Genomic DNA, 26183 nt, shown 5'->3' on the forward strand with positions numbered 1-26183 from the left:
GAGTAGTATGGATTACTTGTAAGGACGTTATGATAATCAGTAAAATTTAGCCTTGATTGGCCTCAGGCCTTTCAAGGTTTTCTTTTGGTGAATTATTTAATAGTCGAATGAACCCATCAGACGGTACAGGCACCCAAGAGCAGGATGACAACTCCGGCTATCGCAATAACTGTAATCATGGCAATGGCAACAACGGCAACGCAAACGGCCATGATAAGGATGATGACATCGGCTCCGGCGGCTGCAGCACGAAGGGCTGGTACAAAGCGCTTGCGAACGGAAACGGCAATAAGCTAGGCCTGTACAAGAAGCTCAACAAGACCTTCGGAGGTACGGACGGCAGCACAAGCCCGGCGTTTAACGAGATGTTCGAGACCGGCAAGATCGAGAACATTCTGGCCGCGATCGACAATGTCGTGAACGGTGAAGTGAACCTGCCGTCCGGGGAGCAAAAGAAACTGTTCGAGCGCATTCGCGCAGCGGGCAAAGGATATACGATTATCGGGACGAAATATACTTATAATACACGGAATCAGCTTTCTCACCGCGAGAACCTCATACGGTACGAGGAATACGACTACACCTATGACAAGGCAGGTAGCCTGCTGTCCGACGGTCGAAGCAAGTTCGAATGGAACGCTCGTGGGCAGCCCCGGCACTTAGATAAGGATCAGATTCAATAGAAAAACCGTCCGAGATGGACGGTTAAGGTTCTTCGACGAGATCGATGATGTCGCGGATGTCTGTAATATTAAGTGCTTCAGCTATCTTCTCTATATGCTGGAAGTTGATGTTCTGGCGTTTGGAGTTTGAAAGCTCACTAAGCGCGGCGTGGCGAATGTCTGTAAGCCGGGAAAGTTCTCTCAAGGACATTCCCCTACGACTCGTTTGTTCTTTTATCTTAACCTTTATTCGTTTCGCCATAGTGCTCCTTTGAAGGAAAAGGAATTGGTTGACTATACGCAAAAAGGTACCATATACTACTTTTGAAAGTGGTACGTATAAGCGTAATAGGTGCGATTATTCGTAAGCGGTGCTGGCGAGCTGCCTTATTTTAATAATTCATTGCCAGTTCCCTCGGAAGCTGAATGACTGTCGTACTAATTGTCCGTATACCTGACCGCATTTTCGCGTGCTGATTAATCTACCGAAAGAAGGCTTCCGAATGGAGAAGAATCCTCACCTGAACGAGCTGACGAATGAGCGTGAAGGCTATGTAATGCGGAACCCGAAGAACGGCGCTGAAATCACCTGCACCCAGAAGTTCGTCGAGCACTGGGAGAAGCGGTGCTTCGAGATCGTTAGAAAAGGCGAGGTACGACTGATGAAGGATGAAGAAGTTCCGGTGTCGAATTTGAACTTCACCGACCAAGCCGTTAGCCTGGTCGAAATCGTAGCGGAGCGTAATATATCGAACACCCAGTCGATTAAGACGCTGATCGTTGAGAAGGATGGGAAACGCCTGATTGCCCTCCAGAAATGGTGGCGAGAGTCGAGCGAGAATCCTTGGCGAGAAGGGAAGGGATTCTACTTTAACGCGAGAGATGCGAGTCGTGCTATAGACGACTTGAACTTAGCTGTGACGCGTTTGACCGAGGGAAAGTAAGTTCGAGGAGACGAGGTGATGCTTAATGGCCAACAAATCCATAAGTGTTCCTGCTGACATTAAGACGTTTTTGGACGGGCTTCCTAACGCGAGCAGTTACGTCGTGGATCTGATTAACCGAGATCGTGGAAGCGGCGATGTTAATCTGGAGCGTTCGATTCGGAACGTGTTAACTGAGCTACTCGCCGAGCTGAAGGCTCCTCCCGTCCAGCCTGAGCCAGAATGGCACGTACTTGAGACAAGAGCATGTTTGGAGCTGACGGTAGCCGCTGATGACCCGTTTGTCCTTGGTGACCCTCGCGTCCTTGCGGAGATCGATCGTATGGCTGGGCGAGAAGGTTATCTGACCCGCGTTCGGATGGACGGCGTTATGACCTTTGGTCAGAATGAATTGGCGAGAAGGACGTTGTACTATGAACGGAACGCGCCTATCCGCTAATCGTTACGCGAACCGAACGAAGTCTACCTACGCGAAATGGACGTAAGACGACCAGAAACCGCGTAAGGCGGGCTTTTCTACGCTTCCTTGAATCTTTATTTGCGAATGGTGGCAAAATGGACGAGAGAGTGCTTTATGGAGCCTGTCACCACGATGATCGAATCGAGCGGAGGAATGAACGTGGAGGATTCCTTGGAGGTAAAACTAAGAAGGCAGCTCATCCACTTGGAAAATCGCGAGCGGAAGCGTGCGGTGTATGATCCTGCCGGTAGAACGGAAGCTGATGTGCTTCGCTCTTTGCTGGAGAATGGAACGTGGGTTAGACCGGAGAGAGCTTCTGAGAGCGGCGAGCGTGAGAGGTAACGATGGACTGAAAAATTCCGATAGAACTTTCCTATCGGTAACGGAGTCCGCAATAAGTAACTGTAATATTATGGTATCTTTATACCAAGAGACGAATGAAAATACCACCGAACGGCTGTGCTATGGGCTATTTCTATGGAGATCGTGCAGTGTGCTCCTTTGTGGGGAATACAGGAGCCGGCTGCGCTGCTATGGGAAAACCGGTCTTCACCGAGCGAAACGTGGATGTAGGCAGTTGTCGTATACGACAAATAAAAGTACGGGGGATATTCAGATGTAGAATGAATCTTCACCTGAACATCCTGCTCTTCCCGAAGACCGAAGGTAAGAAGGCGACGGAGCGAAGCGGAGTCTTTCGAGCGAAGCGAGGAAGGGATAAGCGAGAACGAGGAAGAACGTCAAGCTGCCTGAATATCCGTGAGCAGGGTCTGCCCAATGGAGCCTGAGCCGCTTCACGTATGGGAAGATTCAAGGAATTGGATGTGCTCTACTCCTCGCTATCGCTCGGAGAGGACTTCGCTACGCTCGTCCTTCGACGTCTTACGAGAGGATATCGAGGTATCTGGATGAATGGAATGCGCTGGAGATTCCCTGTGCTCTGGAAGCGAATAGACCTCACCTGCCCCCGATGGCGATTGGATGGACGCTGTGCGTCTTAAAATCGCTGATGGGGGTTCTTTGCTTACTGCCCGTCGATTTAACGGAGCCGTCTTGTTGCCCCTGCTTCCCGATTCTCTTTTTTGAGGTTGGAAATGCGCTGGATGATTTCGGTTTTCCTGATCTTTGATGATACGTTTTGTGTCCGATAATCCGAAAAATGATACGATCTCCATACATCACGCGTCTCCTTGTGAAGATGTGATGAAGTGGTATGCCGATGCCCCTGCTGGTGACTGGATGGACGTTAATCGTCCTGAAGTCACTGTCGGGGGCTTCTTTGCTTCTAGGTGCTATTCACGCCTCTCCTAAGTTGGGCTGGGCCATACGTAACTGTGAGAAGATTGGATTTCCATGGACACATGCTTGAGTGGATTTCGTAATGCCGGGTTCATTTAGGGTATCTGAACAAGGAAGGATGAAACCGAATGAACAGCTACAACTGCCAGATCGTGAAAATCGGTGACTGTCTGCGTGTGAAACGTTACGGACGGAGGATTTACGAGGGAGGGAAGAATCCACGGAGATTGAAGACAGAACGAAGCGCGGAGATTGCGGAAATCTTGGAAGACCCGTCGTTGTCGAAGCTGGAGAAGCTCATCCATACAGCGATCTTGGAGCCAACGGACAAGGAGGAACGTGCTGGGAAACGTCCTAATCGCACCCCGAAGCCCGGACGACTGACGCTCTCCGAGCGTGAACGGTTCTGTCACCTGATGGATCGGAACTTTAGTCAAGGTCATAAGTTCATTACGCTGACCTACGAGAAGGAGGAGGTATCGATGGATGAAGCTGCGAAGGACTTCGAAAACTGGGTGAAGCGAATGCGGGAGCGGTATGGAGATTTTAAATACCTCGCCGTCCGTTCCTTCCAAGAGCGCGGGACAGTTCACTTTCATGTGCTCGCTGATCTGCCGAATATCCCGCGAGCGGAGCTGGCGGATGGAACGTTTCGGGACATCTGGGGGCTTGGGAGCGTCGAGTTAAAACGAGTTTATAATATCCAGATGGTAGAACGCCGGAATCGGCTGAAGCTCGATATGCTAAAGAATCTGCGGAACTTTAAAGCGGATGAGAGATCGTATGGCAAGCGACCGTTTCTTCAAAGTAAGAACCTGATCGTACCGCCGACGATTAAGGGTGACTATGATGAGCTGATGAATCGCGTGAAGGAAAAATACGTCCCGAAACTGATGGACTCCCACCGATTCGACGTGGAGTATCTGGACTATATCGAGCTTGAGACGTATTGGTTAACGAAGTGAGTAGTACTTTAAAGGGGTAAAGTATTAAAGTTTATGGAGTAGCCCTGTAACCGCTGTAGGACGGCTGGATAAAGGTACTGATGACTTTAATCTTTAAATCGTACAACTTAAAAAACGATGCTTGAACTCCTCCATCTGCGCGTAATATGCTTGCCGCATAGCAATAATTACCAGTTATTAGGAGTATAAAGATGAGGCTCCGTTACGGTAATTAAAATTTACGTTGCGATAGGGTGAGGGGAACTTGAACGTGATTGGTTATATTCGCGTTTCGACGCAAGGGCAAGCGAAAGAAGGCTATAGTCTCGCGTACCAGCGAGATGAGATCGAAGCGTACTGCAAGGCGCAAGGCTGGAACTTGCTTCACGTCTACGAGGATGCCGGGATTAGCGGCGCGGAGGTTGATGAAGAAGCGCTCGAAGTCGAGCGGGAAGGCTTCCGGGATATGCTCGAAGCGCTCGCGGATGGCGGTGTGAGTTACGTGCTCGTGCTGAATACGAATCGCCTGTGGCGTAGCGATATTGTGAAAGTGCTCGTTCATCGCGAGTTGAAGTGCTATGGCGTAGACATCAAGAGCATCGAGCAACCGACATACAGCATCCACCGGAAAGACCCGAACGACTTTCTGATTAACGGGCTGATGGAACTGCTCGATCAGTACCAGCGGCTAGAGATCGCCTTGAAGCTGGGGCGCGGAAGGATGAAGAAAGCCCAGCAAGGTGGCTACGCTGGCGGACGTGCCGCTTTCGGTTATATGGCGAAGAAGGGCAAGAAGGTGATTGAAGTAAATGCGCTTCAAGCATCTGCTGTGAGGCAGCTGTTCGAAATACGGAAGAGTAATCCGAGCATGACGCTGGCGGAGACGGCGCGACGGTTGAACGCCGAGGGCTATTCGACCCAGCAAGGCAAACGGTTCACGAAGGTGCAGGTGAAGCGAATCCTTGACCGAAAAGAGCTATACGAAGGAAAGATGAGCTATGGAAACGTGAAGGCTGCCGGGCTGCACGAAGCGATTCTGTGAGGCGGTGGCGTAGATGACGGAGATGGAGCGCTATAACCATTATGTCGAGCAGGAAGATCGCGCTGTAGAGCGGCTGGAAACACTGGTATCTTGCCTGAATCCGGTATTTGATCATATCTACCGCTACGGTGAACGATTCGACCGGGACGCGGTCATGGAGACGCTGCTTACGATCCATGAGAAAGAGACGATTGTACGGCTGGAACTGCTTCACCTGAGATTGGAGAAGGCGTATCTCGCCTATGTGCTGAACTCGCGTAAGCCTCAAGGCTAATTGATGGAACAGGATGGACATGAGATTTTGCTAACGTGTCTTTGCGGCTCGTCCGCTCGAACTGAGGATGCAAACTCATGATACCTGAATGTTCCAACACCGTCCGATGGGACGGTTACTTACGTGTCGTTGTAGCGCGTCTACTTGAGTTGAGGATGCCTCTCCAACCTATGAGCAGCTGTCCCATCCGAAATGAAGGAGTGAAGCGAAGTTGTTTCAACCGGATAAATTGATTTACGTTGGCGTTGACCTGCACAAACAGCATCATACCGCCGTGATGATTGATTGCTGGAATAAGAAGCTAGGTGAGATCAAGTTCGACAATAAGCCGTCGACCTTCCCTTTGCTCGTGAAGGAAGCGAAGAAGTATACGAAGAAGGGTATGTCCGTCGTGTATGGCTTGGAGGACGTCGGCGGATTCGGGCGAGCGCTGGCCGTCTACCTAACAGAAAGCGGCTGTACGGTAAAGGAAGTAAATGCGAAGCTGGCGAATAATCGCCGGAAGAGCCACGTCACCGTTCAGAAGTCGGATAGCTGGGATGCGGAATGCGTGGCACGGGTGCTGCGGGACGAACTGCCCCATCTGCCTGACGCGAAGCCGATTGATCTGTACTGGGCGATTAGCCAGCTCGTCACCCAACGGAAATGGCAAGCGAAGAGTCTGACGGGCATGGTGAAGCGCCTGCACCAGCAGCTCGGATACCATTATCCAAGCTACAAAGCGTTCTTCTCCCAGATCGACGGGAAGACGGCGTTAGCTTTCTGGCATCGGTATCCCTCCCCTGCTCGCTTAAAAGGCATGACGGGAAGCGAGTTGGCTGGGTTCTTGCGGAGTTTGAGCAATAATGCGCTGTCTATGAAGAAAGCGGAACAGATTCTAACGCTCGTGGAAGTGGACGGTGATACGACGCGAGACTTCCAGGAGAAGCGTGATTTTATTGTGCGCGGACTTGTGCGGAATATCCGCTTCTACGAGCGGGAGTTAGACCGGATTGAGAAGGAAATCGGGAGCCTGCTGGAGCAACTGGGATTCCAACTGGAGACGATGACGGGAATCGACCTCGTGACGGCGGCGGAGCTGGTCGCGGAGATCGGGGACGTTCACCGCTTCGCTACATCCGATAAGCTGGCGAGGTTCGCGGGAATCGCTCCGATAGCGGTAGGTTCGGGCAACAAGCACCGCAACTACAAGAGCAAGCAGGGCAATCGGGAGCTTCACGACATTCTGAAGGCGCTGGCTATTCGGCAGATCGCGGTGACGAGAACGAAGAAGGAGCCGCGTAATCCGTATTTCTATTCGTATTACGAGCAGAAGCTCACGGCGGGGAAGACGAAGCAGCAAGCCATCGTCTGTATCATGCGGAAGCTGGTGAATGTCGTCCACTACCTGATGCGAACAAAGGCGGCGTATGTGATGCCTGTAATGCCGGAGAAGGACGCTGGCTGATATAATGGAAACAAATGCTAGGGGTGGCGACTGCCATCCCGCTTCCTACGGATATTAAATGCTTTATTAACTAGGATACGTATGAGGGTGAGATTGAGCAGCCGCAGAGCTTGAATTTGTATGTATATGTAGAGAATAGTCCAGTGAATAATGGAGATCCCACAGGGAAATGGTGTTCATCATTTAAAAATGGAAAATACTATTCCCATCCTGGTAATTGTAGCAGTAATGCATTTGAAAACCATCAGAACTTTATCCCGGATAATAATGCTTCAAACTTCGGCAGAATCATATACGATGCTAACAAAGCAAAAGGAAAATGGTATCCTAAAAATGCATTTTATATTCCTTGGGATAAGTCAGGGGTATCCGATGCTTTCATAGGTTGTGCTTATGACAGTCAATGCTTTAGTTTTGTAAGTTTCGATTGGAATGGTATTTCAGTTGCAGTAAATAAGAGTGAAAGCCTCATTAAGACCACTACTAGTGGTGTTAAAAAAGCTTGGACGTGGGCGAAGAATTTAATAAATAAATCAAAAATAGTTAAGTTTAGTCTAAGTGCAACTAAGATTGATCATATTTGGAAGAGACATTGTTTTGCATCCTATAAACAACAAATTCAATATATGTTGAAAAAACAATCAAGGCGGGAAGTTGAAGATATATTGAGTAAATTAGATTTCTTTAATAAAAAGTTAAGCAAAGAGCAAATTATGTCTTTAGTTGAAAAAGCAGCGAATGAAGCGATCAAAAAAGGCAAAACTGATGGAATTTATACTACAAGAGTAAAAGGTGAAGTAATAACAGTAGCATTTGATAATGGTCTTTTTAAAACGGCTTGGGGAGCATATAGATATAAACTATCTGATTTTGGTTACTAGGAGGAATCAAGTTGTTCAGAGTGTTCTTTAGGTTTATTGATGATAATCTTAACTTGATTTCAAGAGTGAGTGCTGAGCAATTTGACAATATTTATGGAGATATTTCAGGCCAAATTGAATTGAATTTCAACGGGAATGTTGAGGGATACTTTCATAAAGATGTTCCTTTTGGCAATGAGCTCGTATTGCACTGGTTTAGAAGATTGACTGAGGCAGTGGTTAGGTTACAAGACTCCAACTATATTGCCATGAATGTAGTTGAAAATAATAATTGGATTGAATTTCATAGGGAAGGAAGGTTGCTAAGGGTACGTTTAATTATTAATCCTAGCCTTAAAGGCATTCGCGGCTTTTTTAGTGATACACCATTCTCGAAATTTGAAGATAAGCAATGGAATAACTCCATTATTGATTTTGATGAATTTAGGAATGAAATTTATCAAAGTACTATTAAGTTATTAGATCAGCTACAGGAGATAAATGTTCAATTGCTCCATACAAATGAAGTAAATCGTATAAAAGAATTTTTAAAATTAATTAATCAACAATGATAAATTATTTGTTATTCAAGCTAGAGTGATTCATTCGACTTTAGCTTGTCTTTTTATATGGAGAAGCGAATCTTCGAAGTTCGTGTTCCATGGATGGTTGCTAGAGAATGGACTGATAACCTTTTGATAGAGGTTACGGCGGTTGTTTGATAGTCCAAGCGCAAATTAAATTTTAGTGATGCAAGTCCGAGTAAAAAGGGGGACTTCATGAAATACGGATACGCTATTGTTGATGATGAAAGTGATGTAACTATAGGATACTGTAAAGATGTTGAGGGATTAATGGGTGACTTATTGGCTTCAAACATTAATTCTGGTTATAGAAGAATCAGGTTAATTGATCTTTCCTATTCCAACGAAGTAATGAAATTAATACCTTTTTCTTTTTATAATGTAAGAATAACGATTTTATCACGGAACGGAAGAAGTATGGGTAGTTATTATTTCACTCTTAAAAAGCAATTAGAGCTAAAAAAGGATGATTTCGATTTCAAACCAGTTATTGAATTAACAGGGATACTACATGAGACAGCATTACCACATGCAATGGATTACTGGGAAATGTTAAGGGGGGATTCAATCCAAGAAGAATATGGACAATGGATTTATCTTGATGAAGATGAAAAAAGAAGTTGGTTGCAGGTTATTCGTTTACATCACCCATATCGTCATGTAAATCAAAGTAACGAAACTGATAATAAAATTGTTAAAATAGAAGGTGCTCATATTAATGATATCCCTTCTGTGTTTATTGCATTAGGAGAAGCCATCAACGGGCCCTTTGGGTATTATGGGTACGATCTGAGAAGTTTTGAGGATTGTTTATGTGGAGGTTTTGGCATCAAGCCACCTTTTACTGTGGAGTGGAGTAATTTTAATGAATCTTTTAAAGAATCGAATCAACTAGATAATAGTTCTGTAATCATGGAACTAATAAAGATTTTAACGCTTAGTGGTGTAACTGTTTTGCTAACAAAATAAAGAATTAATGATGAAGTTAAGTTCAAGACCTAGGGGAGCTACATGCTCAAGGTCTTTTAACCATAGTAATGTCAGTTCAAAATATTATGAGATAAAATGAGATGCAAAGTTTGTGGAATTGGGCTGGGCTCTGTAACATTTCCAATCATGGCAACGGAAATGGCAAGAAGCTAGGCCTGTACAAGAAGCTCAGCAAGACCTTCGGAGGCACGGACGGCGGCCAAGCCCGGAGATTAACGAGATTCGGGACCGGCAAGATCGAGAACATTTTGGCTAATAATATCGAGTAGGTGATCGAAGTGTCAACCACAATAAATACAAGTGAACATAATAAATTGATTAGCACATTGAGATTGTTAAAAAAACAGGTAGAAGAGATGTCAAAGTTATCTTCGGACGTGTTATTGGTTTGGCATGAAAATGAAGTAAATGATTGGTTGAACTTTTTACTCGTATATACTGATGTAGAAGAACTTCAATCACTTGAGAAAGAAGTTAATAGTAGATTTTTCCATAAATATAATGTGAGAATTGAGCCAAAAAATCTCGATAATGCGAGGCTTAAAACTTTCGAGACGTTAATTCATCAATTTCACGTTATTCTTCACTAAATTTCTGGGATATTTATTGAAACCTTGATTAGATTCGTCCCTTTAAGGTTTCTTTATTTGGGGAGGCTATCCGTGAGAAATAGGATGCCAAGTGGTAATGAACTTGGAGCTAACTCTCAATGGATACCTGGAGGATACACGGGTGGCGGTATACCAGAAGCAACAATTAATCCTGCTATACCTGGTACTTATACTGTGAGAGAAATATACAAAAAGGGGAAATAGCTTTGGTAGAAAGATTGGTTTTTTCGGATTATGGCATTGAAATTTACGAACGAAATGAAAAAAAATATATCCGTTATGACGCAGGTGAAATAGTTGTTCAAATTCGAGAAATAGAAATTACAGCAGAAGAAGCTGCCAAAGCACAATTAGGTCCGGAATATGCATATGAAGTAATTGTTAAATGTGAGAAGGTACGGAGAGAGACCGGCCATTAACACAAGGATGGATAGGCTTTGAAAAATATGAGAGATTTCAAGATTCAGTCTAAATCCTCCACAAACAATCGAAGCATACCAATGATTTAAGTATGAAAATGGCAGAAGGTTTTTCCGAATATAATATAAGCAAAGGCCTTGAATGTGAGGTGAAGTCGATAAATCTTAAAGGAGGGTGGAAGTATGCTGCTGATTTGGATAAGAGTCATATGGATTGCTGCTGTTTTGATAAATCTATCAGGCGTCATCTGGTTTATTCTTGGGTCAACCGCAAATTTTCAACGGGGTATCGATTTGATTACTACAGTAGTCATGATGTATTTTGGGGCGCCTTCCATCGTGCTGATTGTTGTATCGATGGTTTTATTGTTAAAGCGGTGGTCCCCGTTAAAATGGGGTAAGATCGGGGTGATAGGCATAATTATTTGCATGTTATGGTTAACGCCGCCATTATATGAGAGCGTAAACACGAGCGGCTGGTTGATAGAGAATGTTCAAACGGACACATTGCAGAAGACAGCAGATGGCCGGTATGAGTATAACATCGAACTAGTCAATCTATTCCAAAGAAACAGCTATGCGCGACTCTATTTAAAGAGTGTTTCTATGTCGGCGATATCACGTATCCGTGTAGATATTCCTTTAAATGAGATCGATGGACTATCTATTGGAGAAGTTAATCATTGGATTAAATTAGAGCCTTATTTGGAAGAGGGAAAATATTTATTATACACGACAGAGGACTTCCCGCTGCCGGGAGAGAGATTTGAAATAGATGTAAAGAAAGGTAAAGCGGTGAGATTAAAGCAGGCAGCAGGGCAAATCCAGAAGGTAGAATTAAAAAGAATAAGCTACAAGAAAGCACACATGAACATTCAATACCCCTCGATCGTAGGTTTGAATGATCCTTATATGGAAAAGAAAGTGAACCAAAGGCTAAAAAGCGATGCGCTTGAGATAACGAAATTATATCAAGAAGATGACAAGACAAGCCTGGATATTATGTTTATTCCGACATGGATCGGGAAGAGCTTGTTAAGCATTCAGTATATTGGAACCGAATATACGAGCGGTGCCGCTCACCCTATAAATATCATGTATACATCAAACGTAAACCTTTTAAATGCCAAGAAAATAACGTTACAAGATGCAGTAAAGGTTACTGATGACTTCATCGAACTTTATAAATTAGGAAATTACATCAAATTTAATCCCAACTTAGATGTAGGAACGGACGCTATGAAGGAGCTTGCGAATTTTAGCAACCCGGAACTCATCCGATACTTTACCCATGCAGATGAAGCAAGCGAGAATAATGCACTCCAAGTATTCACCTACTTTACTAAAGACGCACTCGGAATCAGCGCAGGTACGGCTCATGCGCTTGGTGATCATTTTGAAATAGAAGTACAGTACAAGGATCTAATACATAACAGATTGTTGAATGCGAATTTTGACACCAAATGAAAATCTATTATCCAATCCTTCCTCTAGCCTCCGGTCGGGGGCTGTCAAATATTTTGTGTAAACTCCAATATAGAGAATCTCCCCCCGAGGGGGGAGATTGACACTCACGGCATGCGGTGACTGCTACGGTCGCACAGAGGTGCCATCAGGAATTCTCGAGAGCGTCCATTCCGGCAATCGGTTGTGACATGGGTAGAAGGCGGCTTTCGTTTCGTCCAGATCTACGCCAAGCCCGGGTTTTTCATTCACGTAGACGAACCCGTTCCGCACCTCCGGGCAGCCCGGAAACACTTCCCGCATCTGATCGGACACTTCGCACCACTCCTGGATGCCGAAGTTCGGGCTGCTCAGATCGAGATGGATGTTGGCGGCCTGCCCGATTGGGGAAATATCATTCGGTCCGTGCCAGGCCGTGCGAATGCCAAATGCTTCGCATACCGTCGCAAGCTTCTCGGCCGGCGTCAGCCCGCCGATGGCGCTGATATGGCAGCGGATGAAATCGATCAGCCGTCTGGAGACGAGCGGCATCCATTCCGCGCTGTGGACGAATAGCTCGCCCATAGCGAGCGGCGTAGAACATTGGCTCCGGATTGTCTCGAACCATTCGAGCTGCTCAGGCGGAAGCGCATCCTCCAGGTAGAATAGACGATGCTCCTCCAGCTGCTTTGCGAGGCGTACGGCCTCGATCGGAACAAGCCGCTCGTGGATGTCGTGGATCAGCTCGATCTCGAAGCCGAGCCGGCTGCGCAAGTGATCGAACAGCTTAGGAACGCTTCGCGCATACTCGGCAGGATCGAAGTAGGCGCCAGGCAGCGCATTCTCCGGGGTGTGCAGCTTGTGGTCGTGTCCGCCGTATCCGCCGAGCTGGCAGCGCAAATAATGGTAGCCTTGCTCCATGTACTTTCGGACGTTGTCTTCAACTTTCTGGGGGTCACGGCCGTCGGTATGCCGGTATACGGCTGCGGCTTCACGGCATTTGCCGCCGAGCAGTTCGTAGACAGGCATATTCGCGAGCTTGCCCTTGATATCCCAGAGGGCCATATCCACTCCCGCAATGGCATTGTTCAGCACCGGTCCATTGCGCCAGTAGGCGCTCACCATGGAAGTCTGCCAAATCTCCTCGATCCGAAGCGGGTCTTTGCCGATCAGGAACGGTTTCAAATAATGCTCTACGGCATTGGCCACGGATAAATGCCGCTGTGTAAACGTCGCACAGCCAAGCCCGTACAGCCCGGGCTCGGTTGTCTCGATTTTGACGACGACAAGATTGACACCGTCCGGCGCGGTTAAGATTGCACGGACATCGCGAATTTGTAATTGCGACATGCTGGATCCTCTCCGATCGTAGGATGAATGGAATGATATGATACTGGCATGCAGCGCGATAGATACACGAGCCGTTACTCCGGCGTTCTCCAGCCTGGCCCGTCTGCGGTTTCCGGCATGCCCGGCAGGATTAGCCCGCCATCGACCCGCAGCACTGCTCCGGTCATATAGGAAGCCTGCTCGGACGCGAGCCAGACGGCCGCTTTCCCGATATCGTCCGGCGTTCCCGGGCGGCCCAGCGGGATTTTTGCGCCGAACCCGCAGTAGTACGCCTCTCGATCCGCGCTTGTCTGGATCGCCCCGGGCGCGATGCAATTGACGCGAATGCCGTGCGCCGCCAAATCAAGCGCAACCGATCCCGTTGCTCGAGCCAGAGCGGCTTTGACGCCGCCGTACACGGCATCGCCCGCATAAGCCCGCTCGCTGCGCGTCGAGGTGATGTTAATGATGCTGCCTTGAATACCTTTGGCGATCATATGTCGTCCGACCTCGCGGATAAGCAGCATCGGAGCGCGAAAGTCGAGATGAAGGAGCCGGTTCATCGACTCGATATCCATCTCCGTGACCGGACGGAAGATCGTGACACCGGCATTGTTGACCAGCATGTCAATGTGCCCGAGCGCTTGAATCGCTCCTTGAACGAGCCGAGCCGGTTCGTCCTCATTCTCCAGATTTCCTTCGAATACCGCGCATTTGCGCTGATAGGATTGCTTGACCTCGGCAGCGGTACAATCGGCGTTCTTCGAATCGTTCCAGTGGCTGAACGCGATATCGTAACCGTTCTCGGCCAAAGCCATCACAATGCCTCGCCCGATGCCTCGGCTTCCGCCGGTGACGAGCGCCGTCCGTTTTACTGCATTTCCTGTCGTGCTTGCGTTCACTTTTGCAGTCACTCCCGACCAATGACATAAAACTCCAGCTCTCGGGTCCAAGACGTCGTCTCGCCCGGCTCCAGCTCGAGGTGCAGGAACACTTCCGGAGAAACGACGTGCTTCGTTCCCCACAACGCGATCATGGAAGGAGCAAAATTCACATGCTCTCGCATTCCGACCCCGCTCTCGTGAGTGAGCTCCCACTGAAGGCCCGGCGAGAACGATGCCGTTGATCGGCAATAGAATTCTCCCTCCGGGACATGCATCCAGCGCATGACGCAGTTCTCAAATTCGAGCGGGAACGTACGGCTGCCGGACGACTCGAAGGCGAAGCCGTCCGGCAGGCGAAGCCGGTATTCCGGCCCGACCGCATGCCCGTCCAGATTCACGAAATTATGCCCGTACTCATTCGTAGCGACGAAGACTTCGCCGACGTTGCTGAGTTCGTAGACGAACCGGAGTCGGTTCTGCTCCACGCTTACCGTCTTGATGAGACGAACCGCGTAGCCGCGTGTGACGAGAGGATGCACCGTAAACGTGAGAGAAGACTTGCCGGCATGAACGTCAACGGGGAAAGGGGCGATTGGATAGGATCGGGCGAACCCGTAAGCCGCATCGTCGACACGCGTAAGAAGCCCGACGCCCAGCTTTGGAAAAGTCTCGCCAACCCTCGCCTCCTCATACCCGACGGGAAGAGAAATACCGAACTCATTGCACAGCCCGATGCCTCCGGTCCCTTGGCCCGAAACGAACGATTCCTTCGTGCAGAACGTATGGCGTTCATCCAGCCTCACTTCGGTAACGAGTCCGGTCCAGTCGAATCGCGATCCCCGATACGCCGTTCCGGGTTTGGCCACCTGAACCCGGAGCCGATTGCTGCCTAGCGACCAGCCCTCCTGGTCCGCCCGTTTGGTTACCCCCATACCGATTTTAACTTCCATACGTCGAGCGAAGTCACTTGCACGGGGCCCCCCTGTGCGAACAGCGCAAGGCCTAGGCTGTCCGGATTCGGATACAGCCGATAGGTGGCGTTCACGCTGCCGTCGTTCGCAAACACCTCCAAGGATGACCGATCTATGAACATATGCAGCTTTAGCATACGATGCTCATCGGGGTAGAGGCGAACCCGGCTGACCCCTCCGTCCACAAGGCCGGACTTTGTGCGGTCCACGACCAGTTCATGGCAGGCCGGATCGTACGACACCACGGTTTCCTGCGTCCCGTCGGTCGAGCGCCGGAGCCGGAACCCGAATTCCGTCGTTTGGCTGGCATCCAGATCGAAACAGGCGATGATCTCCAGACTATCCCCCTGAACTTCGGACAGCCTATTTTCCCCATCCGGGTACACGGTCGCCGGGCCGTAAGCGCGATGACCGTCACGCAGTACCTGGAGTTCGGGCGCGGGCTCGAAAGCCAGCCGTCCGTCCGGCGTAAGCTTCACGACGCGCGGAACGGTCATCGCACCGGTCCACCCGTAAGCTTTGGTCGGCATCGGATTCCACCACATGTCCATCCATCCAATCAGGATGACGCGTCCTCGATCATCGATCAGCGTCTGAGGTGCATAAAAATCCGGCCCGTAATCGATCTGGGACTCCCATTCGGCTTCAAACTTGCCTGTTTCATAATTCAGTTGTCCGACGCGATAGATATTAGTTCGAACATCCTGATCCTGGGGCGATACGCCCGGCGAAGCCAGCAGGACATCCTTTCCTTCCAGAGAGAAAAAGTCCGGGCAATTCCAGTACTCCCCTTCCCCGGGAGGCCCTTCGGCCATCACGCCGACGTAAGCCCATTCCAGCAAATTGCTCGAACGATACAGAAGGGCGTTGCCGGTCCCATCCTTGCCCGAGCCGAGCGCCATATACCATACTCCGTCGTGATGCCATACCTTCGGATCGCGGAAATCCCAGGACCCGTCCAGCTCGGGGAAATCAGAAATGACCGGGTTACCGGCATACTTCCTGAAGGTGATGCCGTCCTCACTCGTGGCAATGCACTGGACCTGCTTTTTATAGCCGGTAGAAGCGACATTCCCCGTATAGAAAACAGTGAGTACGCCGTTATGATCGATCGCGCTGCCGGAGAAACAGCCGTTCCGTTCGAACTCTTCGGTAGGAGCAAGGGCAATCGGCAGATGCTCCCAATGAATCAAATCTCTGCTTTTGGCGTGCCCCCAATGCTTGAGCCCGTTTTCTGCGCTGAACGGATGAATTTGATAGAAGAGGTGGTATTCTCCCTTGAAAAAAATCATTCCGTTCGGGTCGTTGATCCAGGCTGCCGGCGCCATAAAATGATAGCGGAGCCGGTGCGGGTCCGCAGCGACCTGTGGCTGCATGTCGGTAAGCGCTTTCATAGCTTTGAAAACAGATTCCTGATGATCAGCATCCGTCTGTTTGTTAGACAGCATGAAGTTGCCCCTTCCACTCTGAGGTTTATGATGCATAGGTTTTGACCGTTTCATGTTCATAATAGGTCTGAAACCCTCGTTAGTCAACATGGGTTTCGTCTCATTATTTAAGCATTTTGTGGGGTTTGGTGCTGGATTTAGACTGTTTCATATCTATGCTGAATTAAACTAATTTCATTTGTATGAAGCATTAAAAACTGCGAGGTGTTACCGCCAAGCGGCTTACCAGATCTAGAGCATAATCCGCCGTTCCGCCACTGGCTTGCCCCGCCCCAGTTCTAAAACCTGTCCCGCCCTCATAGGCTAGTCTCAGTTACGACCACGCTCAGAGGAGGGGGACGGGGCAATGACAGAGCAAGGGAACAAAGGGCAGAAGCGCCAGGAAATCAAAATGCATAACCGCAAGATCCTTGAGATTACCGGCGTCATGAACGTAGAGAGCTTCGACGTGGAAGAATTTCTGCTGGAGACGGAGCTTGGCTTCCTCGCGATTCGCGGGCAGAATCTTCATATGAAGCATTTGAGCCTGGAGCAGGGACTTGTCGCGATTGAAGGACTGGTCTATTCGCTCACGTATTTGGACGGCAATAACGCCTCGAAGTCCAAAGGCTTGTTCGGGAAGATCTTTAAGTGAGTCTCAGCGTACAATGGTGGACGATGATGACGATGCTTCTCTCTGGGATCGGGATGGGCGTCGTCTTCGACGGTTACCGCGTCGTGTCGGACGAGCTGCGTATCAGCCGGCTGTGGGTGCCGGTCTTCGATCTGCTGTACTGGATCGCAGCGACGATTGCGGTGTTTCAGGTGCTTTCATCGAGCAACCAAGGCGAGGTGCGGGCCTATGTGTTTCTGGGGCTTGTGCTCGGCATCGGCTTTTATTATTGGTTGTTCAGCAAAATAACGGTGCGGCTTGTCAAGCTTCTGATCCTTACCGTCCGCGCCGTCATCGCGTTTATAATTAAAGCGTTCGAGCTGCTGGTCATTAAGCCGCTTATTCTGCTTTATCGCATCACCAGGCTCATTTTGGCCTTTTTGCGAGCGTTTACTATGTTCCTTTTCAAAATTGTGGTACAATTGCTACGTCCATTCTGGTTGTTGTTCGCATGGATGACAAAGCCGATCTGGAAGCCGTTGTTTCGCTACTGGAGCATACGGGTAAATCCAGTCATCGCCAGATGGCGGATTGCGGAACGGTATCAAGCGGGCAGGGACAGCGTCTCGAAGCTTTGGCAGCGCTGGAAGAACCGCAAGGACGATAATAAGGACGGCGAATAACTTACGTCAGGAGGTCCATGAATGGCAGTGGCGGTATCAGGATCGAATCAACCCTCTGCAGGTCATACGGGAACGAAGCGCAGATTGAAAATATGGTTTGTCCTCGTTGCTCTCTTCATGGGCTGGGCGCTATATACACTGGTTGCGCAGATGAACCATCAAGGCCAAGCAGAAGCAAAGCTCGCCAATGCGACGCAGAAGGTTAACGAAGCGGCCAAACGAACAGCGGATTTGGATCTTGAGGTCAAACGCTTGAAGGATCCGGAATATATTGGACTGAAAGCTACGCAGGAGTTAGGAATGGTAAATAAGGGAGAGCGCGCAATCGAGGTTGTGAAGCAGCCATAGATGGGCGCAGGAACGGGTATCCGTCTGTTGCCTTGCTTCATCCGTTCGGGTATAATCACCTTAGTAACCGCATTTTTACGGCTTACCGTCATACTTTTTAACTCGCGGCTCATCAGGCTGCGGGATCTCGAAGCTTGATGCTTCGCATAACGGTTAGGGAGGAACATTTTTACCTATGGCAATTGAAGTGGGCGCCAAGTTAGAGGGCAAGGTGACAGGCATTACGCATTTCGGAGCATTCGTCGATTTGTCGGGAGGTGTCACAGGGCTAGTTCACATCTCAGAGATTGCCGATAACTACGTCAAGGATGTTAAGGACCATCTCAAGCTAGAAGATGTTGTGACAGTGAAGGTCATTAATGTAGACAAAGACGGGAAAATCGGACTTTCCATTAAACAAGCAATTGACCGGCCAGAAGGGTCTGCACCTCCTCAGCGTGAGCGCAGTGGAGATCGGCCAGGCGGCTTTAACCGTCCGAGCGGCGGCGGTGGTGGTGGCGGCGGCTTCAGCCGCACAGGAGCACCAGGCGGTGGTGGAGATCGCGGTCCAAGCGGCGGTGGCGGTGGCTTCAATCGCCAAGGCGGCGGTGGTGGCGGCGGACGTCCATTCAATAAAGCAGGCGGCGGCAAGCCCGCATACGGCAAGCCTTCTTTCGAGGATAAAGTGTCACGCTTCCTGAAGGATAGCGAAGAGCGTATGTCCTCCTTGAAGAAGAACACGGAATCCAAACGCGGCGGACGTGGAGCGAAGCGCGTTTAATTGCATAGTATGTTCTAAAGCAGTGCCCCACGGCACTGCTTTTTTGATGTCTTTCATCGCTCCCCCACCCTCTGCAAGCTTTCGTATGCGTACTCACAAATAAATATACCCGCCCACGCCAAAAACTTTTCCCTTGTTCTCACGCTATCCCGACAGGTTCGGACGGCATTCTGTAAATGAAAGCGCTTCATTTTATCACAGATTTTGTTGAATTCGTGAGTGACGGACTGACGCAGCCCGCGGCTAAGCCTTAGAGGGCTATAGATTGCCGCAATGCTGACAAGAGGCCGCCCGCCCCGGCGATAATGTCGGAAAAAACTTCGGTGCTGACAACGCTTTCTGACAAACTTTCCAGCAAGCCTGATTTTATAATGGCAATACATTAATTGGAAAAGGGTGGTGTTCTCTCACCATGGTGCACAAACCGAAAGTAGTCATGTTTCCGGGCGTACGAAAGACGAGCTATGTGCAGTCGACTCTGCGCAAAGGCTTAGAACGTACCGGTATTCTTCGTTTGGCCGGCATGCTTGCCTCGCGCAAGTGGACCTTTATTCTCATGGCTGTCGGTTTTCTACTGGGACGAGCCGTCATTCTAGAATCGCTGACTCCGTTTGCAGTTGCTTATTTCACCGTCATTTTCTTCCTCCGCCGAGATATGTGCCTGCCTGCGGCTTTATCGATCGTAGCGGGCAGCTGGTTCGCGGTGGCGCCGGAGCCGATGTGGATCGCGATGGAGCTCGCGGTGGTCTACCTGCTGCTTCGTGGGCTTGAAGCTTATGAACGGGCGGAACTCTCCTATGCTCCGCTGCTTGTTTTTCTCACCACCCTCATCGTCAGGCTGTTCGGGGTCGTCATTGAGAGCACCCTTGGCTGGTATGAGCTGATGATGGTTGGTGTGGAGGCGTCGCTCGGCTTCGTGCTTACGCTCGTTTTCGTCCAAGCCATCCCCGTCCTTACACTGACGAAGAAAACGTCGGCGCTGAAGAACGAAGAAATTATATGCCTCATGATCATGCTCGCCTCGATTATGACGGGTGCCGTTGGCTGGGCCGTCGGCGGCTTATCGATCGAGCACATCCTGTCGCGGTATATGCTGATGCTCTTCGCGCTTGTCGGCGGCGCGCCGCTTGGTGCATCGGTAGGCGTCGTAGCCGGATTGATTCTGAGTCTTGCCGATGCCAATGCGATCGTGCAGATGAGCTTGCTTGCTTTTGCCGGGCTGCTTGCCGGACTGCTCCGCGAAGGCGGCAAAATGGCTGTCGCCTTCGGTATGCTGCTCGGCTCGTCCATACTGGCGATCTATATCGGCAACCAAGCGGATGTGCTGGCATCCACCTGGGAGTCCGTCATAGCGGCGGCGATGCTGCTGGCTACACCCAAAACCATGATACGCCTGATTTCCAAATATGTGCCCGGCACACAAGAGCATGTCAAATCGCAGCATGAATACGCAAGGCGCGTCCGAGATGTGACCTCGCAGCGGGTAGCGCAGTTCTCCGAAGTGTTTCGTCAGCTGTCCCGAAGCTTCGGGCAGTTCGGCGGCGTTACGGATGAGAAGGACAGAAGGGAGGAAGCAGTCGCTCACTTCATGAATGCGGCAGCAGAAAGAACCTGCAGTACATGCCATCGCAAAGAGCTTTGTTGGGAGGGGAGATTCTATGATACGCACCGGATGATGACGTCGATGATGACGACGGTAGAGGAAGGGCGCCGCATGGGGCCGAAGGAGGTGCCGAAGGAATGGAGCGTGCACTGCATCAAGTCGCAGCAGGTGCTTGCGGTGATGCAGCAGCAGTATGAACTGTATCAGCATGATCTCCGCTGGCGGAAACAATTGAACGAATCTCGTCAGCTCGTCGCAGAACAACTGTCGGGCGTCTCACAAGTCATGGAGGACTTGGCGCGGGAAATTCAGCGGGAAGGGCAGCAGCTGCATTTGCAGGAAGAACAGATCCGAGAGGCGCTGGAGGGGCTCGGTTTATCGATACAGGGCATCGAAATCATCAATTTGGAGGAGGGCAATGTTGAAATCGAGGTGTACCATACGTTTGGCCAAGGCTATGATGAGTGCCGCAAAATCATAGCCCCGCTGCTTACCGATATCCTTGGCGAGCCGATCGCCGTTATGTCGGAGAAGCCGCCGGAGAAGAACGGAGGCGCCTCGCTGGTCGTCTTCGGTACGGCCAAGGCGTTCGAGGTGGAGACCGGCGTGGCGGGGCTCGCCAAGGGAGGCGATCTGCTGTCCGGAGACAGCTTCAGCACGGTGGAGCTTGGCAACGGCAAATTTGCCGTCGCGATCAGCGACGGCATGGGCAACGGTGAACGGGCAAAGCAGGAGAGCAGCACGGCGCTGACGATCTTGCAGCAGCTGCTGCAGTCCGGCATGGATGAGAAGCTGGCGATCAAATCGGTGAATTCCGTACTGCTGCTTCGTTCCTCGGATGAGGTGTTCGCGACGGTCGATGTGGCCCTTATCGACATGTACTCGGCGAAGACGACCTTCATGAAAATCGGATCAACGCCCAGCTTCATTAAGCGCGGGAACGAAGTGATTCCGATCTCGGCCAATAATTTGCCGGTAGGGATATTGCAGGACATTGACATAGATCTTATTCGCGTCCAGCTGCAGCCGGGGGATACGCTCATTATGATGACCGACGGCATCTATGATGCGCCGGGGCATGCCGTGAACAAGGAAATGTGGATGAAGCGGATCATTCAGGAGATTCGCACGAACAATCCGCAGGAAATCGCCGATACGCTCCTCGATACGGTCGTTCGGTACCACAAAGGCGACATTGTGGATGATATGACGGTTGTCGTCGCAAGAGTAGACAAGCATCAGCCCGAGTGGGCTACATTCCGCTGGCCTGGTAGACCCACGGTCGAGCGTCCTAGGACGGTGAGCTGAGATGAAAATAAAAAGATTGCATGTGGAAGCGCGGACAAACGGAATCGTACCGGTGGCGGTGGCGGGGACGTACCTGGAGCCGATGATGGTAGGGATGAGGACGAAGCCGCCGCATAAGCGGCTGAAGGCAGCGATGCCAGGGGCGACGATTGAGCCTGCGGCGATGAAGCTGGATGTGCATGCATCGATCGAGAGGAGGAAGCAGCGCAAACGAATCCGCGCGCGGTTCGAAGGACGCCTTGTGCAAAGTGGTCGACTAATGTTCGCGACCGGCATCGCTGCGGGGCGGGGCTCCGATCTATTCAAACGTGAACCGGCCATCCTGCGTGACCAATGATAGATAGGTAAGCTAGGCATGCCCGTTTACTTGCATAGTTTCGCATAGTCTGCCCTTAGGCAGGCTTTTTGGCGTTTGCATAGGGCTTGGCCCGGCAGCTGTCGATTCGGTCCGCCCCACGGTTATCCCCTCTTAAATATGGGAATGCTGATAGAACGAGTACTAGCAGAGGTTTTGAATCTATGGATATGGGGGAATGTACAATGAGGCAGATTCTATTAGTGACCGACGGTTGTTCCAATGTCGGGGTCAGTCCTGTCGTTGCCGCGGCCCAGGCCCATGCGGTCGGTATTACGGTCAATGTTGTTGGCGTTGTGGATCAAGGCGATCTTGTTGAGTTCGGCACGACGGAAATCGAGGAAATCGCTAGAGCGGGCGGAGGACTCAGCCGCCTTACCCATACACGCCAGCTGTCCCAGACGGTTCAGATGCTGACGCGCAAAACCGTCGTACAAACGATCCAGCATGCGGTGCAGCGCGAGCTGAAGCAGGTGCTTGGCACCTCGTCCATCGAAGAGCTGCCGCCTGAGAAGCGCGGCGAAGTCGTTCGCGTCATCGACGAGCTCAGCGAGACGAGCAAGCTCCGCGTAGCGCTGCTGATCGACGCCAGCGCCAGCATGAAGCCGAAGCTGCATGCGGTGGAAGAGGCCATTCGCGACTTGGCGATCAGCCTGCAGTCGAGGCAGGGCGGCAGTGAGCTGTCCGTGTTTCATTTTCCGGGATCGGCATACGGGGAGGACTGCAGGCAGGATCTGGATTGGACGCGCGATATTAGCGGCGTGCATGCGATATTCCCGCGGCTGCAGATGCGGGGAACGACGCCGACAGGGCCGGCGCTGCTGCATGTCATTGATTTTTACCAGAAAGCCGATTATGGTAGTAGGAAGAATGATGGAACGGACGGGATGATGAGTGACTACGTCGTTTGAATGGAGTCTCCCTCGCGGCACGGTCATTCGCGGCAAGTGGAAGCAAGGCAGCTACCGCGTGGAACGGATGCTAGGCGAAGGGGCTAATGGCAAAGTGTTTTTGGTGGAGCGGCAGCGTTATTTGTATGCGCTGAAGATCGGATCCGACGCGGTAGATTTGCAGTCGGAGGTCAACGTGCTGCAGACCATTGCCAAGCAGAAGCAGAAGCGCGGATCGAACGCCAGCGCGTTTCTTGTCGACGTGGATGATTTCCAGGCGGCGGACGGCAAGGAGTATCCTTTCTATGTCATGCGCTATATTAAGGGCATGACGCTCGGCGATTATTTGCAGCGCCAGGGCAAGGAGTGGTTCCCCGTCGTAGGCTATCATCTGTTGGGCAAGCTCGCGGAACTGCATGAGGCAGGCTGGACGTTCGGCGATTTGAAGGTCGAGAACGTAATCGTGGCTGATTACGGCAGGCCGGACCTTGTCGATTATGGGGGCGCGACCGCATTTGGCAAAGGCGTCCGGCAGTTTACCGAAATCTATGACCGCGGCTATTGGAATGCGGGCTCTCGTACGGCGGATGCAGGCTATGACCTGTTCTCGTTCGCCGTTCTTTGCGTGCAGCTGCACGAAGGACGGCGCCTCGCGCAGCTGTCGGCCGGATTGCTGCCGCAGATGCGAACGCATGAGGAGCTGGCGCGGTTTGCTGCCGCGAGTCCGGCCCTTAGGCCGATGAGCGGCTGGCTGCGCAAGGCGCTATACGGCGAATTCGCGAACGCGCGTGAAGCGGCCGCGGCTTGGCAGCAGTGGATGCACCGGCCAAGCGGTGCCAACCGGTCGCCCGGAGCGCCGGCGCCGCGCTGGATGAAAGGCTTGTTTGCACTGTCGGCAGCTGTGCTTGCGACGACGATTTATTGGCTGCTGCGTTCAGGACTCTAGCAGATCAGTATGAAAGGATGAATGCAGTGGATGAATGGCTGAGCGAATTGAGGCAGCTCGCGAAGCGGGAAGGCTTATGGTCGCCGGGAGACACGGTGGTCGTTGCCGTATCAGGCGGGCCGGACTCCATGGCGCTGCTGCATCTGCTCCACCGTCTTGCACCGACGGAGGCGCTCACCCTCGTCGCGGCCCATGTTAACCATGGGTTTCGAGGCGAAGAGTCCGCCATGGAGGAGGAATCGGTCAGACGGTTTGCCGAGGTACTCGGAATTCCGTACGAAACCGTGCTTCTCGATATGCCGGCATATATAGAAGAAACAGGAATGAATTCTCAGGCGGCTTCCCGGCTGAAACGCTATGAATTTCTACATGAAGTCGCTCATACATACGGCGCAGCGCGTATCGCGCTTGCCCACCATGCCGACGACCAAGCGGAGACAGTTCTTATGCGCATTATGCGCGGGACCAGTCCCGGCGGCCTCGCAGGCATCGCATTTTCCCGTTCTGAAAAAAACGTGGAACTTATTCGGCCGCTTTTGCGTACATACAAGGCAGACATCCTCCGTTACTGCGAAGAGCGGGCCGTCCCGTACAGCGTAGACAGCAGCAACAGCCGGAAGCATTACTTCCGCAACGTGGTCCGTTTGGACATTCTGCCGTACCTGTCGGCGCACAACCCCCAAATCTCGCAGTCTCTTGTCCGATTGGCGGAGCTTGCAGCGGCTGAAGACGACTGGCTGGCGCAAGAAACGAAGGCGGTTTTTGACCGCCATGTCCTGCCCCGCCGCGAAGGATGCCAATTGAACCGCAAAGCGCTGCTTGGTCTGCATGTCGCTTTACAAAGGAGATTGATTAAACTAATATTGAACTATATTGGCTTGGAAACGGAACCCACTTCATTCGAAAGTGTTGAAACGATACGGCTTGCAGCCTTCGAGAGCGCAGCCACAACGTGGAGCTTCGATGCAGGCAGCGGTGTACGGTTTGTACGTGAGTACGACAATTTGCTTTTCGTCCGCGGGTCGCGGGGAGGAATGACGTCCCCTTCAAGCGGATATGCTTATGTAGTGGCGGAAGGCACGGAGCGCCTGAGGCTGCCCGAAGCGGAAGCGGTATTGACGATTGAAGAGATGGCGGCATCCGATGCGCGGCGACCGGCCAACCGGCTGGAAGCGCTGTTTGACGGAGATTTGCTTGATTTTCCGCTCACAGTTCGAAACCGTCGTCCCGGCGACCGTATGGAGGTGCTTGGTTTAAACGGCACCAAAAAAGTACAAGATATGTTCGTTGACGATCGCATAGCTCCCTCGCGCCGCGAGGTGCTGCCGATTATTGTCGACGCTCATGGCAATGTGGTGTGGATTCCGGGCATTCGAAGGTCGGGACTCGCTCAAGTGAAGGAATCGACAAGCCGCGTTATTCGCATGAAAGCGCAGTTTGCGTCGGATTTTACCGTTTGACCGAAGACCGAATAAGATGTACGGATTCATTCATAGTATAGGCAAGAAACATTAGGAGGGCCCGTGTTGCTGAACGACATTCAAGAAGTGCTTTACGACGCAGACCAAATTCAGCAGAAGGTACAAGAGCTTGGCGAGACCATCAGCCGAGAGTTTGAAGGACGCAATCCGCTCGTCATCTGCGTACTAAAAGGCGCGTTTATTTTTATGGCGGATTTGGTGAAGACCATTACGATTCCGCTTGAGATTGATTTCATGGCGGTGTCCAGCTACGGACAATCGACCAAAACAAGCGGTGTCGTCAAAATCATCAAGGACCTCGACGCTTCGGTGCAGGGACGCGATGTGCTCATTGTTGAAGATATTATCGACAGCGGGCTTACGCTCAGCTATCTCATTGATGTGTTGGAGCGCCGCAATGCCAAATCCATCACGGTTGTCACGCTCTTCGATAAGCCGGCAGGCCGCAAGGTGGAGCTGGAAGCGGATTATAAAGGCTTTGTATTGCCTGACGCATTTGTTGTCGGGTATGGGCTGGATTATGCGGAGCAATACCGCAATTTGCCGATTATCGGCATTTTGAAGCCTGAGGTTTACGAGAAATAAACAAGCATGCACTTCACCTTG

Annotated in this window: 29 protein-coding genes; 24 read left to right on the forward strand and 5 right to left on the reverse strand. The window is 50.9% G+C overall.

Annotated elements, in window-relative coordinates:
• Positions 1–107 precede the first annotated feature (107 nt).
• The gene (locus KXU80_RS18810; protein ID WP_219834730.1) at positions 108–683 is read left to right on the forward strand and encodes a hypothetical protein; all 576 of its coding nucleotides are present in this window, start codon (positions 108–110) and stop codon (positions 681–683) included.
• Between the two features lie 22 nt (positions 684–705).
• Here KXU80_RS18810 and KXU80_RS18815 read toward each other — a convergent pair whose 3' ends face one another.
• Positions 706–924, reverse strand: a complete 219-nt coding sequence (locus tag KXU80_RS18815) for a helix-turn-helix domain-containing protein (protein WP_219834731.1) — start codon at positions 922–924, stop codon at positions 706–708.
• Positions 925–1165: 241 nt separating this feature from the next.
• Here KXU80_RS18815 and KXU80_RS18820 point away from each other — a divergent pair, with 241 nt between their 5' ends.
• The 13 genes from KXU80_RS18820 (at position 1166) to KXU80_RS18880 (ending at position 12003) form a co-directional block, all read left to right on the forward strand.
• A complete protein-coding gene (locus KXU80_RS18820) occupies positions 1166–1606 on the forward strand; it encodes a hypothetical protein (protein ID WP_219834732.1) in 441 nt (146 codons plus the stop codon).
• A gap of 25 nt (positions 1607–1631) precedes the next feature.
• Positions 1632–2045: a hypothetical protein gene (locus KXU80_RS18825; protein WP_219834733.1), complete on the forward strand. Its 414-nt coding sequence runs from the start codon at positions 1632–1634 to the stop codon at positions 2043–2045.
• 135 nt (positions 2046–2180) lie between these two features.
• The gene (locus tag KXU80_RS18830) at positions 2181–2408 is read left to right on the forward strand and encodes a hypothetical protein (protein ID WP_219834734.1); all 228 of its coding nucleotides are present in this window, start codon (positions 2181–2183) and stop codon (positions 2406–2408) included.
• A gap of 1085 nt (positions 2409–3493) precedes the next feature.
• Complete coding sequence (locus tag KXU80_RS18835; RefSeq protein ID WP_219834735.1) at positions 3494–4330, forward strand: rolling circle replication-associated protein; 837 nt, start codon at positions 3494–3496, stop codon at positions 4328–4330.
• 244 nt (positions 4331–4574) lie between these two features.
• The gene (locus KXU80_RS18840) at positions 4575–5351 is read left to right on the forward strand and encodes a recombinase family protein (RefSeq protein ID WP_219834736.1); all 777 of its coding nucleotides are present in this window, start codon (positions 4575–4577) and stop codon (positions 5349–5351) included.
• Between the two features lie 13 nt (positions 5352–5364).
• The gene (locus tag KXU80_RS18845) at positions 5365–5625 is read left to right on the forward strand and encodes a hypothetical protein (RefSeq protein WP_219834737.1); all 261 of its coding nucleotides are present in this window, start codon (positions 5365–5367) and stop codon (positions 5623–5625) included.
• 277 nt (positions 5626–5902) lie between these two features.
• The gene (locus KXU80_RS18850) at positions 5903–7072 is read left to right on the forward strand and encodes an IS110 family RNA-guided transposase (protein WP_308858316.1); all 1170 of its coding nucleotides are present in this window, start codon (positions 5903–5905) and stop codon (positions 7070–7072) included.
• A 143-nt stretch (positions 7073–7215) separates the two neighbouring features.
• Complete coding sequence (locus KXU80_RS18855) at positions 7216–7953, forward strand: hypothetical protein (protein ID WP_219834739.1); 738 nt, start codon at positions 7216–7218, stop codon at positions 7951–7953.
• Positions 7954–7964: 11 nt separating this feature from the next.
• Positions 7965–8504 carry a hypothetical protein gene (locus tag KXU80_RS18860; RefSeq protein ID WP_219834740.1) on the forward strand — a complete coding sequence of 180 codons (540 nt, stop codon included), beginning with the start codon at positions 7965–7967 and terminating at the stop codon, positions 8502–8504.
• Positions 8505–8711: 207 nt separating this feature from the next.
• Positions 8712–9485 (forward strand): barstar family protein, encoded by a 774-nt coding sequence (locus KXU80_RS18865; RefSeq protein ID WP_219834741.1) that lies wholly within the window; start codon positions 8712–8714, stop codon positions 9483–9485.
• Positions 9486–9586: 101 nt separating this feature from the next.
• Positions 9587–9775 carry a hypothetical protein gene (locus KXU80_RS18870; RefSeq protein ID WP_219834742.1) on the forward strand — a complete coding sequence of 63 codons (189 nt, stop codon included), beginning with the start codon at positions 9587–9589 and terminating at the stop codon, positions 9773–9775.
• A 548-nt stretch (positions 9776–10323) separates the two neighbouring features.
• Entirely contained in the window at positions 10324–10536 is a 213-nt protein-coding gene (locus KXU80_RS18875) for a hypothetical protein (protein WP_219834743.1), read from the forward strand.
• A 183-nt stretch (positions 10537–10719) separates the two neighbouring features.
• Entirely contained in the window at positions 10720–12003 is a 1284-nt protein-coding gene (locus KXU80_RS18880; RefSeq protein ID WP_219834744.1) for a DUF4163 domain-containing protein, read from the forward strand.
• Positions 12004–12126: 123 nt separating this feature from the next.
• On the opposite strand, the gene KXU80_RS18885 is transcribed toward KXU80_RS18880, so the two are convergent.
• The 4 genes from KXU80_RS18885 to KXU80_RS18900 form a co-directional block, all read right to left on the reverse strand.
• Positions 12127–13329, reverse strand: coding sequence for an enolase C-terminal domain-like protein (locus tag KXU80_RS18885; protein ID WP_219834745.1), 1203 nt, complete (start codon positions 13327–13329; stop codon positions 12127–12129).
• Positions 13330–13403: 74 nt separating this feature from the next.
• Entirely contained in the window at positions 13404–14210 is an 807-nt protein-coding gene (locus KXU80_RS18890) for an SDR family NAD(P)-dependent oxidoreductase (RefSeq protein WP_258171057.1), read from the reverse strand.
• A gap of 8 nt (positions 14211–14218) precedes the next feature.
• On the reverse strand, positions 14219–15124 hold the full coding sequence (locus tag KXU80_RS18895; protein WP_219834747.1) for a hypothetical protein: 906 nt from the start codon (positions 15122–15124) through the stop codon (positions 14219–14221).
• Positions 15115–16611 (reverse strand): glycoside hydrolase family 32 protein, encoded by a 1497-nt coding sequence (locus KXU80_RS18900; protein ID WP_219834748.1) that lies wholly within the window; start codon positions 16609–16611, stop codon positions 15115–15117. Before KXU80_RS18900 ends, KXU80_RS18895 begins: the two co-directional genes overlap by 10 nt.
• Before the next feature lie 346 nt (positions 16612–16957).
• On the opposite strand from KXU80_RS18900, the gene yabP reads away from it, so the two are divergent.
• From yabP to hpt, 10 genes are all read left to right on the forward strand, one after another.
• The gene (yabP, locus tag KXU80_RS18905; RefSeq protein WP_219834749.1) at positions 16958–17245 is read left to right on the forward strand and encodes a sporulation protein YabP; all 288 of its coding nucleotides are present in this window, start codon (positions 16958–16960) and stop codon (positions 17243–17245) included.
• Positions 17242–17886, forward strand: coding sequence for a spore cortex biosynthesis protein YabQ (gene yabQ, locus KXU80_RS18910; protein ID WP_258171058.1), 645 nt, complete (start codon positions 17242–17244; stop codon positions 17884–17886). Before yabP ends, yabQ begins: the two co-directional genes overlap by 4 nt.
• A gap of 21 nt (positions 17887–17907) precedes the next feature.
• A complete protein-coding gene (locus KXU80_RS18915; RefSeq protein ID WP_219834750.1) occupies positions 17908–18234 on the forward strand; it encodes an FtsB family cell division protein in 327 nt (108 codons plus the stop codon).
• A 175-nt stretch (positions 18235–18409) separates the two neighbouring features.
• Positions 18410–18994: a S1 domain-containing RNA-binding protein gene (locus KXU80_RS18920; protein ID WP_219834751.1), complete on the forward strand. Its 585-nt coding sequence runs from the start codon at positions 18410–18412 to the stop codon at positions 18992–18994.
• 412 nt (positions 18995–19406) lie between these two features.
• The gene (gene spoIIE, locus KXU80_RS18925) at positions 19407–21905 is read left to right on the forward strand and encodes a stage II sporulation protein E (RefSeq protein WP_219834752.1); all 2499 of its coding nucleotides are present in this window, start codon (positions 19407–19409) and stop codon (positions 21903–21905) included.
• A gap of 1 nt (position 21906) precedes the next feature.
• Positions 21907–22242 (forward strand): hypothetical protein, encoded by a 336-nt coding sequence (locus tag KXU80_RS18930; RefSeq protein ID WP_219834753.1) that lies wholly within the window; start codon positions 21907–21909, stop codon positions 22240–22242.
• Positions 22243–22445: 203 nt separating this feature from the next.
• A complete protein-coding gene (locus KXU80_RS18935) occupies positions 22446–23171 on the forward strand; it encodes a vWA domain-containing protein (RefSeq protein ID WP_219834754.1) in 726 nt (241 codons plus the stop codon).
• On the forward strand, positions 23155–24096 hold the full coding sequence (locus KXU80_RS18940; RefSeq protein ID WP_258171059.1) for a protein kinase domain-containing protein: 942 nt from the start codon (positions 23155–23157) through the stop codon (positions 24094–24096). Before KXU80_RS18935 ends, KXU80_RS18940 begins: the two co-directional genes overlap by 17 nt.
• Before the next feature lie 26 nt (positions 24097–24122).
• Positions 24123–25556, forward strand: coding sequence for a tRNA lysidine(34) synthetase TilS (tilS, locus tag KXU80_RS18945; protein ID WP_219834755.1), 1434 nt, complete (start codon positions 24123–24125; stop codon positions 25554–25556).
• A 66-nt stretch (positions 25557–25622) separates the two neighbouring features.
• The gene (gene hpt / locus KXU80_RS18950; RefSeq protein ID WP_219834756.1) at positions 25623–26162 is read left to right on the forward strand and encodes a hypoxanthine phosphoribosyltransferase; all 540 of its coding nucleotides are present in this window, start codon (positions 25623–25625) and stop codon (positions 26160–26162) included.
• Positions 26163–26183 lie beyond the last annotated feature (21 nt).

Source organism: Paenibacillus sp. R14(2021), from assembly GCF_019431355.1.
Taxonomy (GTDB): domain Bacteria; phylum Bacillota; class Bacilli; order Paenibacillales; family Paenibacillaceae; genus Paenibacillus_Z.

Bases quoted from the DNA above. Each gene is read 5' to 3' on its own strand.
- KXU80_RS18810 (WP_219834730.1), top strand. From the start codon at position 108: ATGAACCCATCAGACGGTACAGGCACCCAAGAGCAGGATGACAACTCC.
- KXU80_RS18815 (WP_219834731.1), bottom strand. From the start codon at position 924: ATGGCGAAACGAATAAAGGTTAAGATAAAAGAACAAACGAGTCGTAGG.
- KXU80_RS18820 (WP_219834732.1), top strand. From the start codon at position 1,166: ATGGAGAAGAATCCTCACCTGAACGAGCTGACGAATGAGCGTGAAGGC.
- KXU80_RS18825 (WP_219834733.1), top strand. From the start codon at position 1,632: ATGGCCAACAAATCCATAAGTGTTCCTGCTGACATTAAGACGTTTTTG.
- KXU80_RS18830 (WP_219834734.1), top strand. From the start codon at position 2,181: ATGGAGCCTGTCACCACGATGATCGAATCGAGCGGAGGAATGAACGTG.
- KXU80_RS18835 (WP_219834735.1), top strand. From the start codon at position 3,494: ATGAACAGCTACAACTGCCAGATCGTGAAAATCGGTGACTGTCTGCGT.
- KXU80_RS18845 (WP_219834737.1), top strand. From the start codon at position 5,365: ATGACGGAGATGGAGCGCTATAACCATTATGTCGAGCAGGAAGATCGC.
- KXU80_RS18850 (WP_308858316.1), top strand. From the start codon at position 5,903: ATGATTGATTGCTGGAATAAGAAGCTAGGTGAGATCAAGTTCGACAAT.
- KXU80_RS18865 (WP_219834741.1), top strand. From the start codon at position 8,712: ATGAAATACGGATACGCTATTGTTGATGATGAAAGTGATGTAACTATA.
- KXU80_RS18870 (WP_219834742.1), top strand. From the start codon at position 9,587: ATGCAAAGTTTGTGGAATTGGGCTGGGCTCTGTAACATTTCCAATCAT.
- KXU80_RS18880 (WP_219834744.1), top strand. From the start codon at position 10,720: ATGCTGCTGATTTGGATAAGAGTCATATGGATTGCTGCTGTTTTGATA.
- KXU80_RS18885 (WP_219834745.1), bottom strand. From the start codon at position 13,329: ATGTCGCAATTACAAATTCGCGATGTCCGTGCAATCTTAACCGCGCCG.
- KXU80_RS18895 (WP_219834747.1), bottom strand. From the start codon at position 15,124: ATGGGGGTAACCAAACGGGCGGACCAGGAGGGCTGGTCGCTAGGCAGC.
- KXU80_RS18900 (WP_219834748.1), bottom strand. From the start codon at position 16,611: ATGCTGTCTAACAAACAGACGGATGCTGATCATCAGGAATCTGTTTTC.
- yabP (WP_219834749.1), top strand. From the start codon at position 16,958: ATGACAGAGCAAGGGAACAAAGGGCAGAAGCGCCAGGAAATCAAAATG.
- KXU80_RS18915 (WP_219834750.1), top strand. From the start codon at position 17,908: ATGGCAGTGGCGGTATCAGGATCGAATCAACCCTCTGCAGGTCATACG.
- KXU80_RS18920 (WP_219834751.1), top strand. From the start codon at position 18,410: ATGGCAATTGAAGTGGGCGCCAAGTTAGAGGGCAAGGTGACAGGCATT.
- spoIIE (WP_219834752.1), top strand. From the start codon at position 19,407: ATGGTGCACAAACCGAAAGTAGTCATGTTTCCGGGCGTACGAAAGACG.
- KXU80_RS18930 (WP_219834753.1), top strand. From the start codon at position 21,907: ATGAAAATAAAAAGATTGCATGTGGAAGCGCGGACAAACGGAATCGTA.
- KXU80_RS18935 (WP_219834754.1), top strand. From the start codon at position 22,446: ATGAGGCAGATTCTATTAGTGACCGACGGTTGTTCCAATGTCGGGGTC.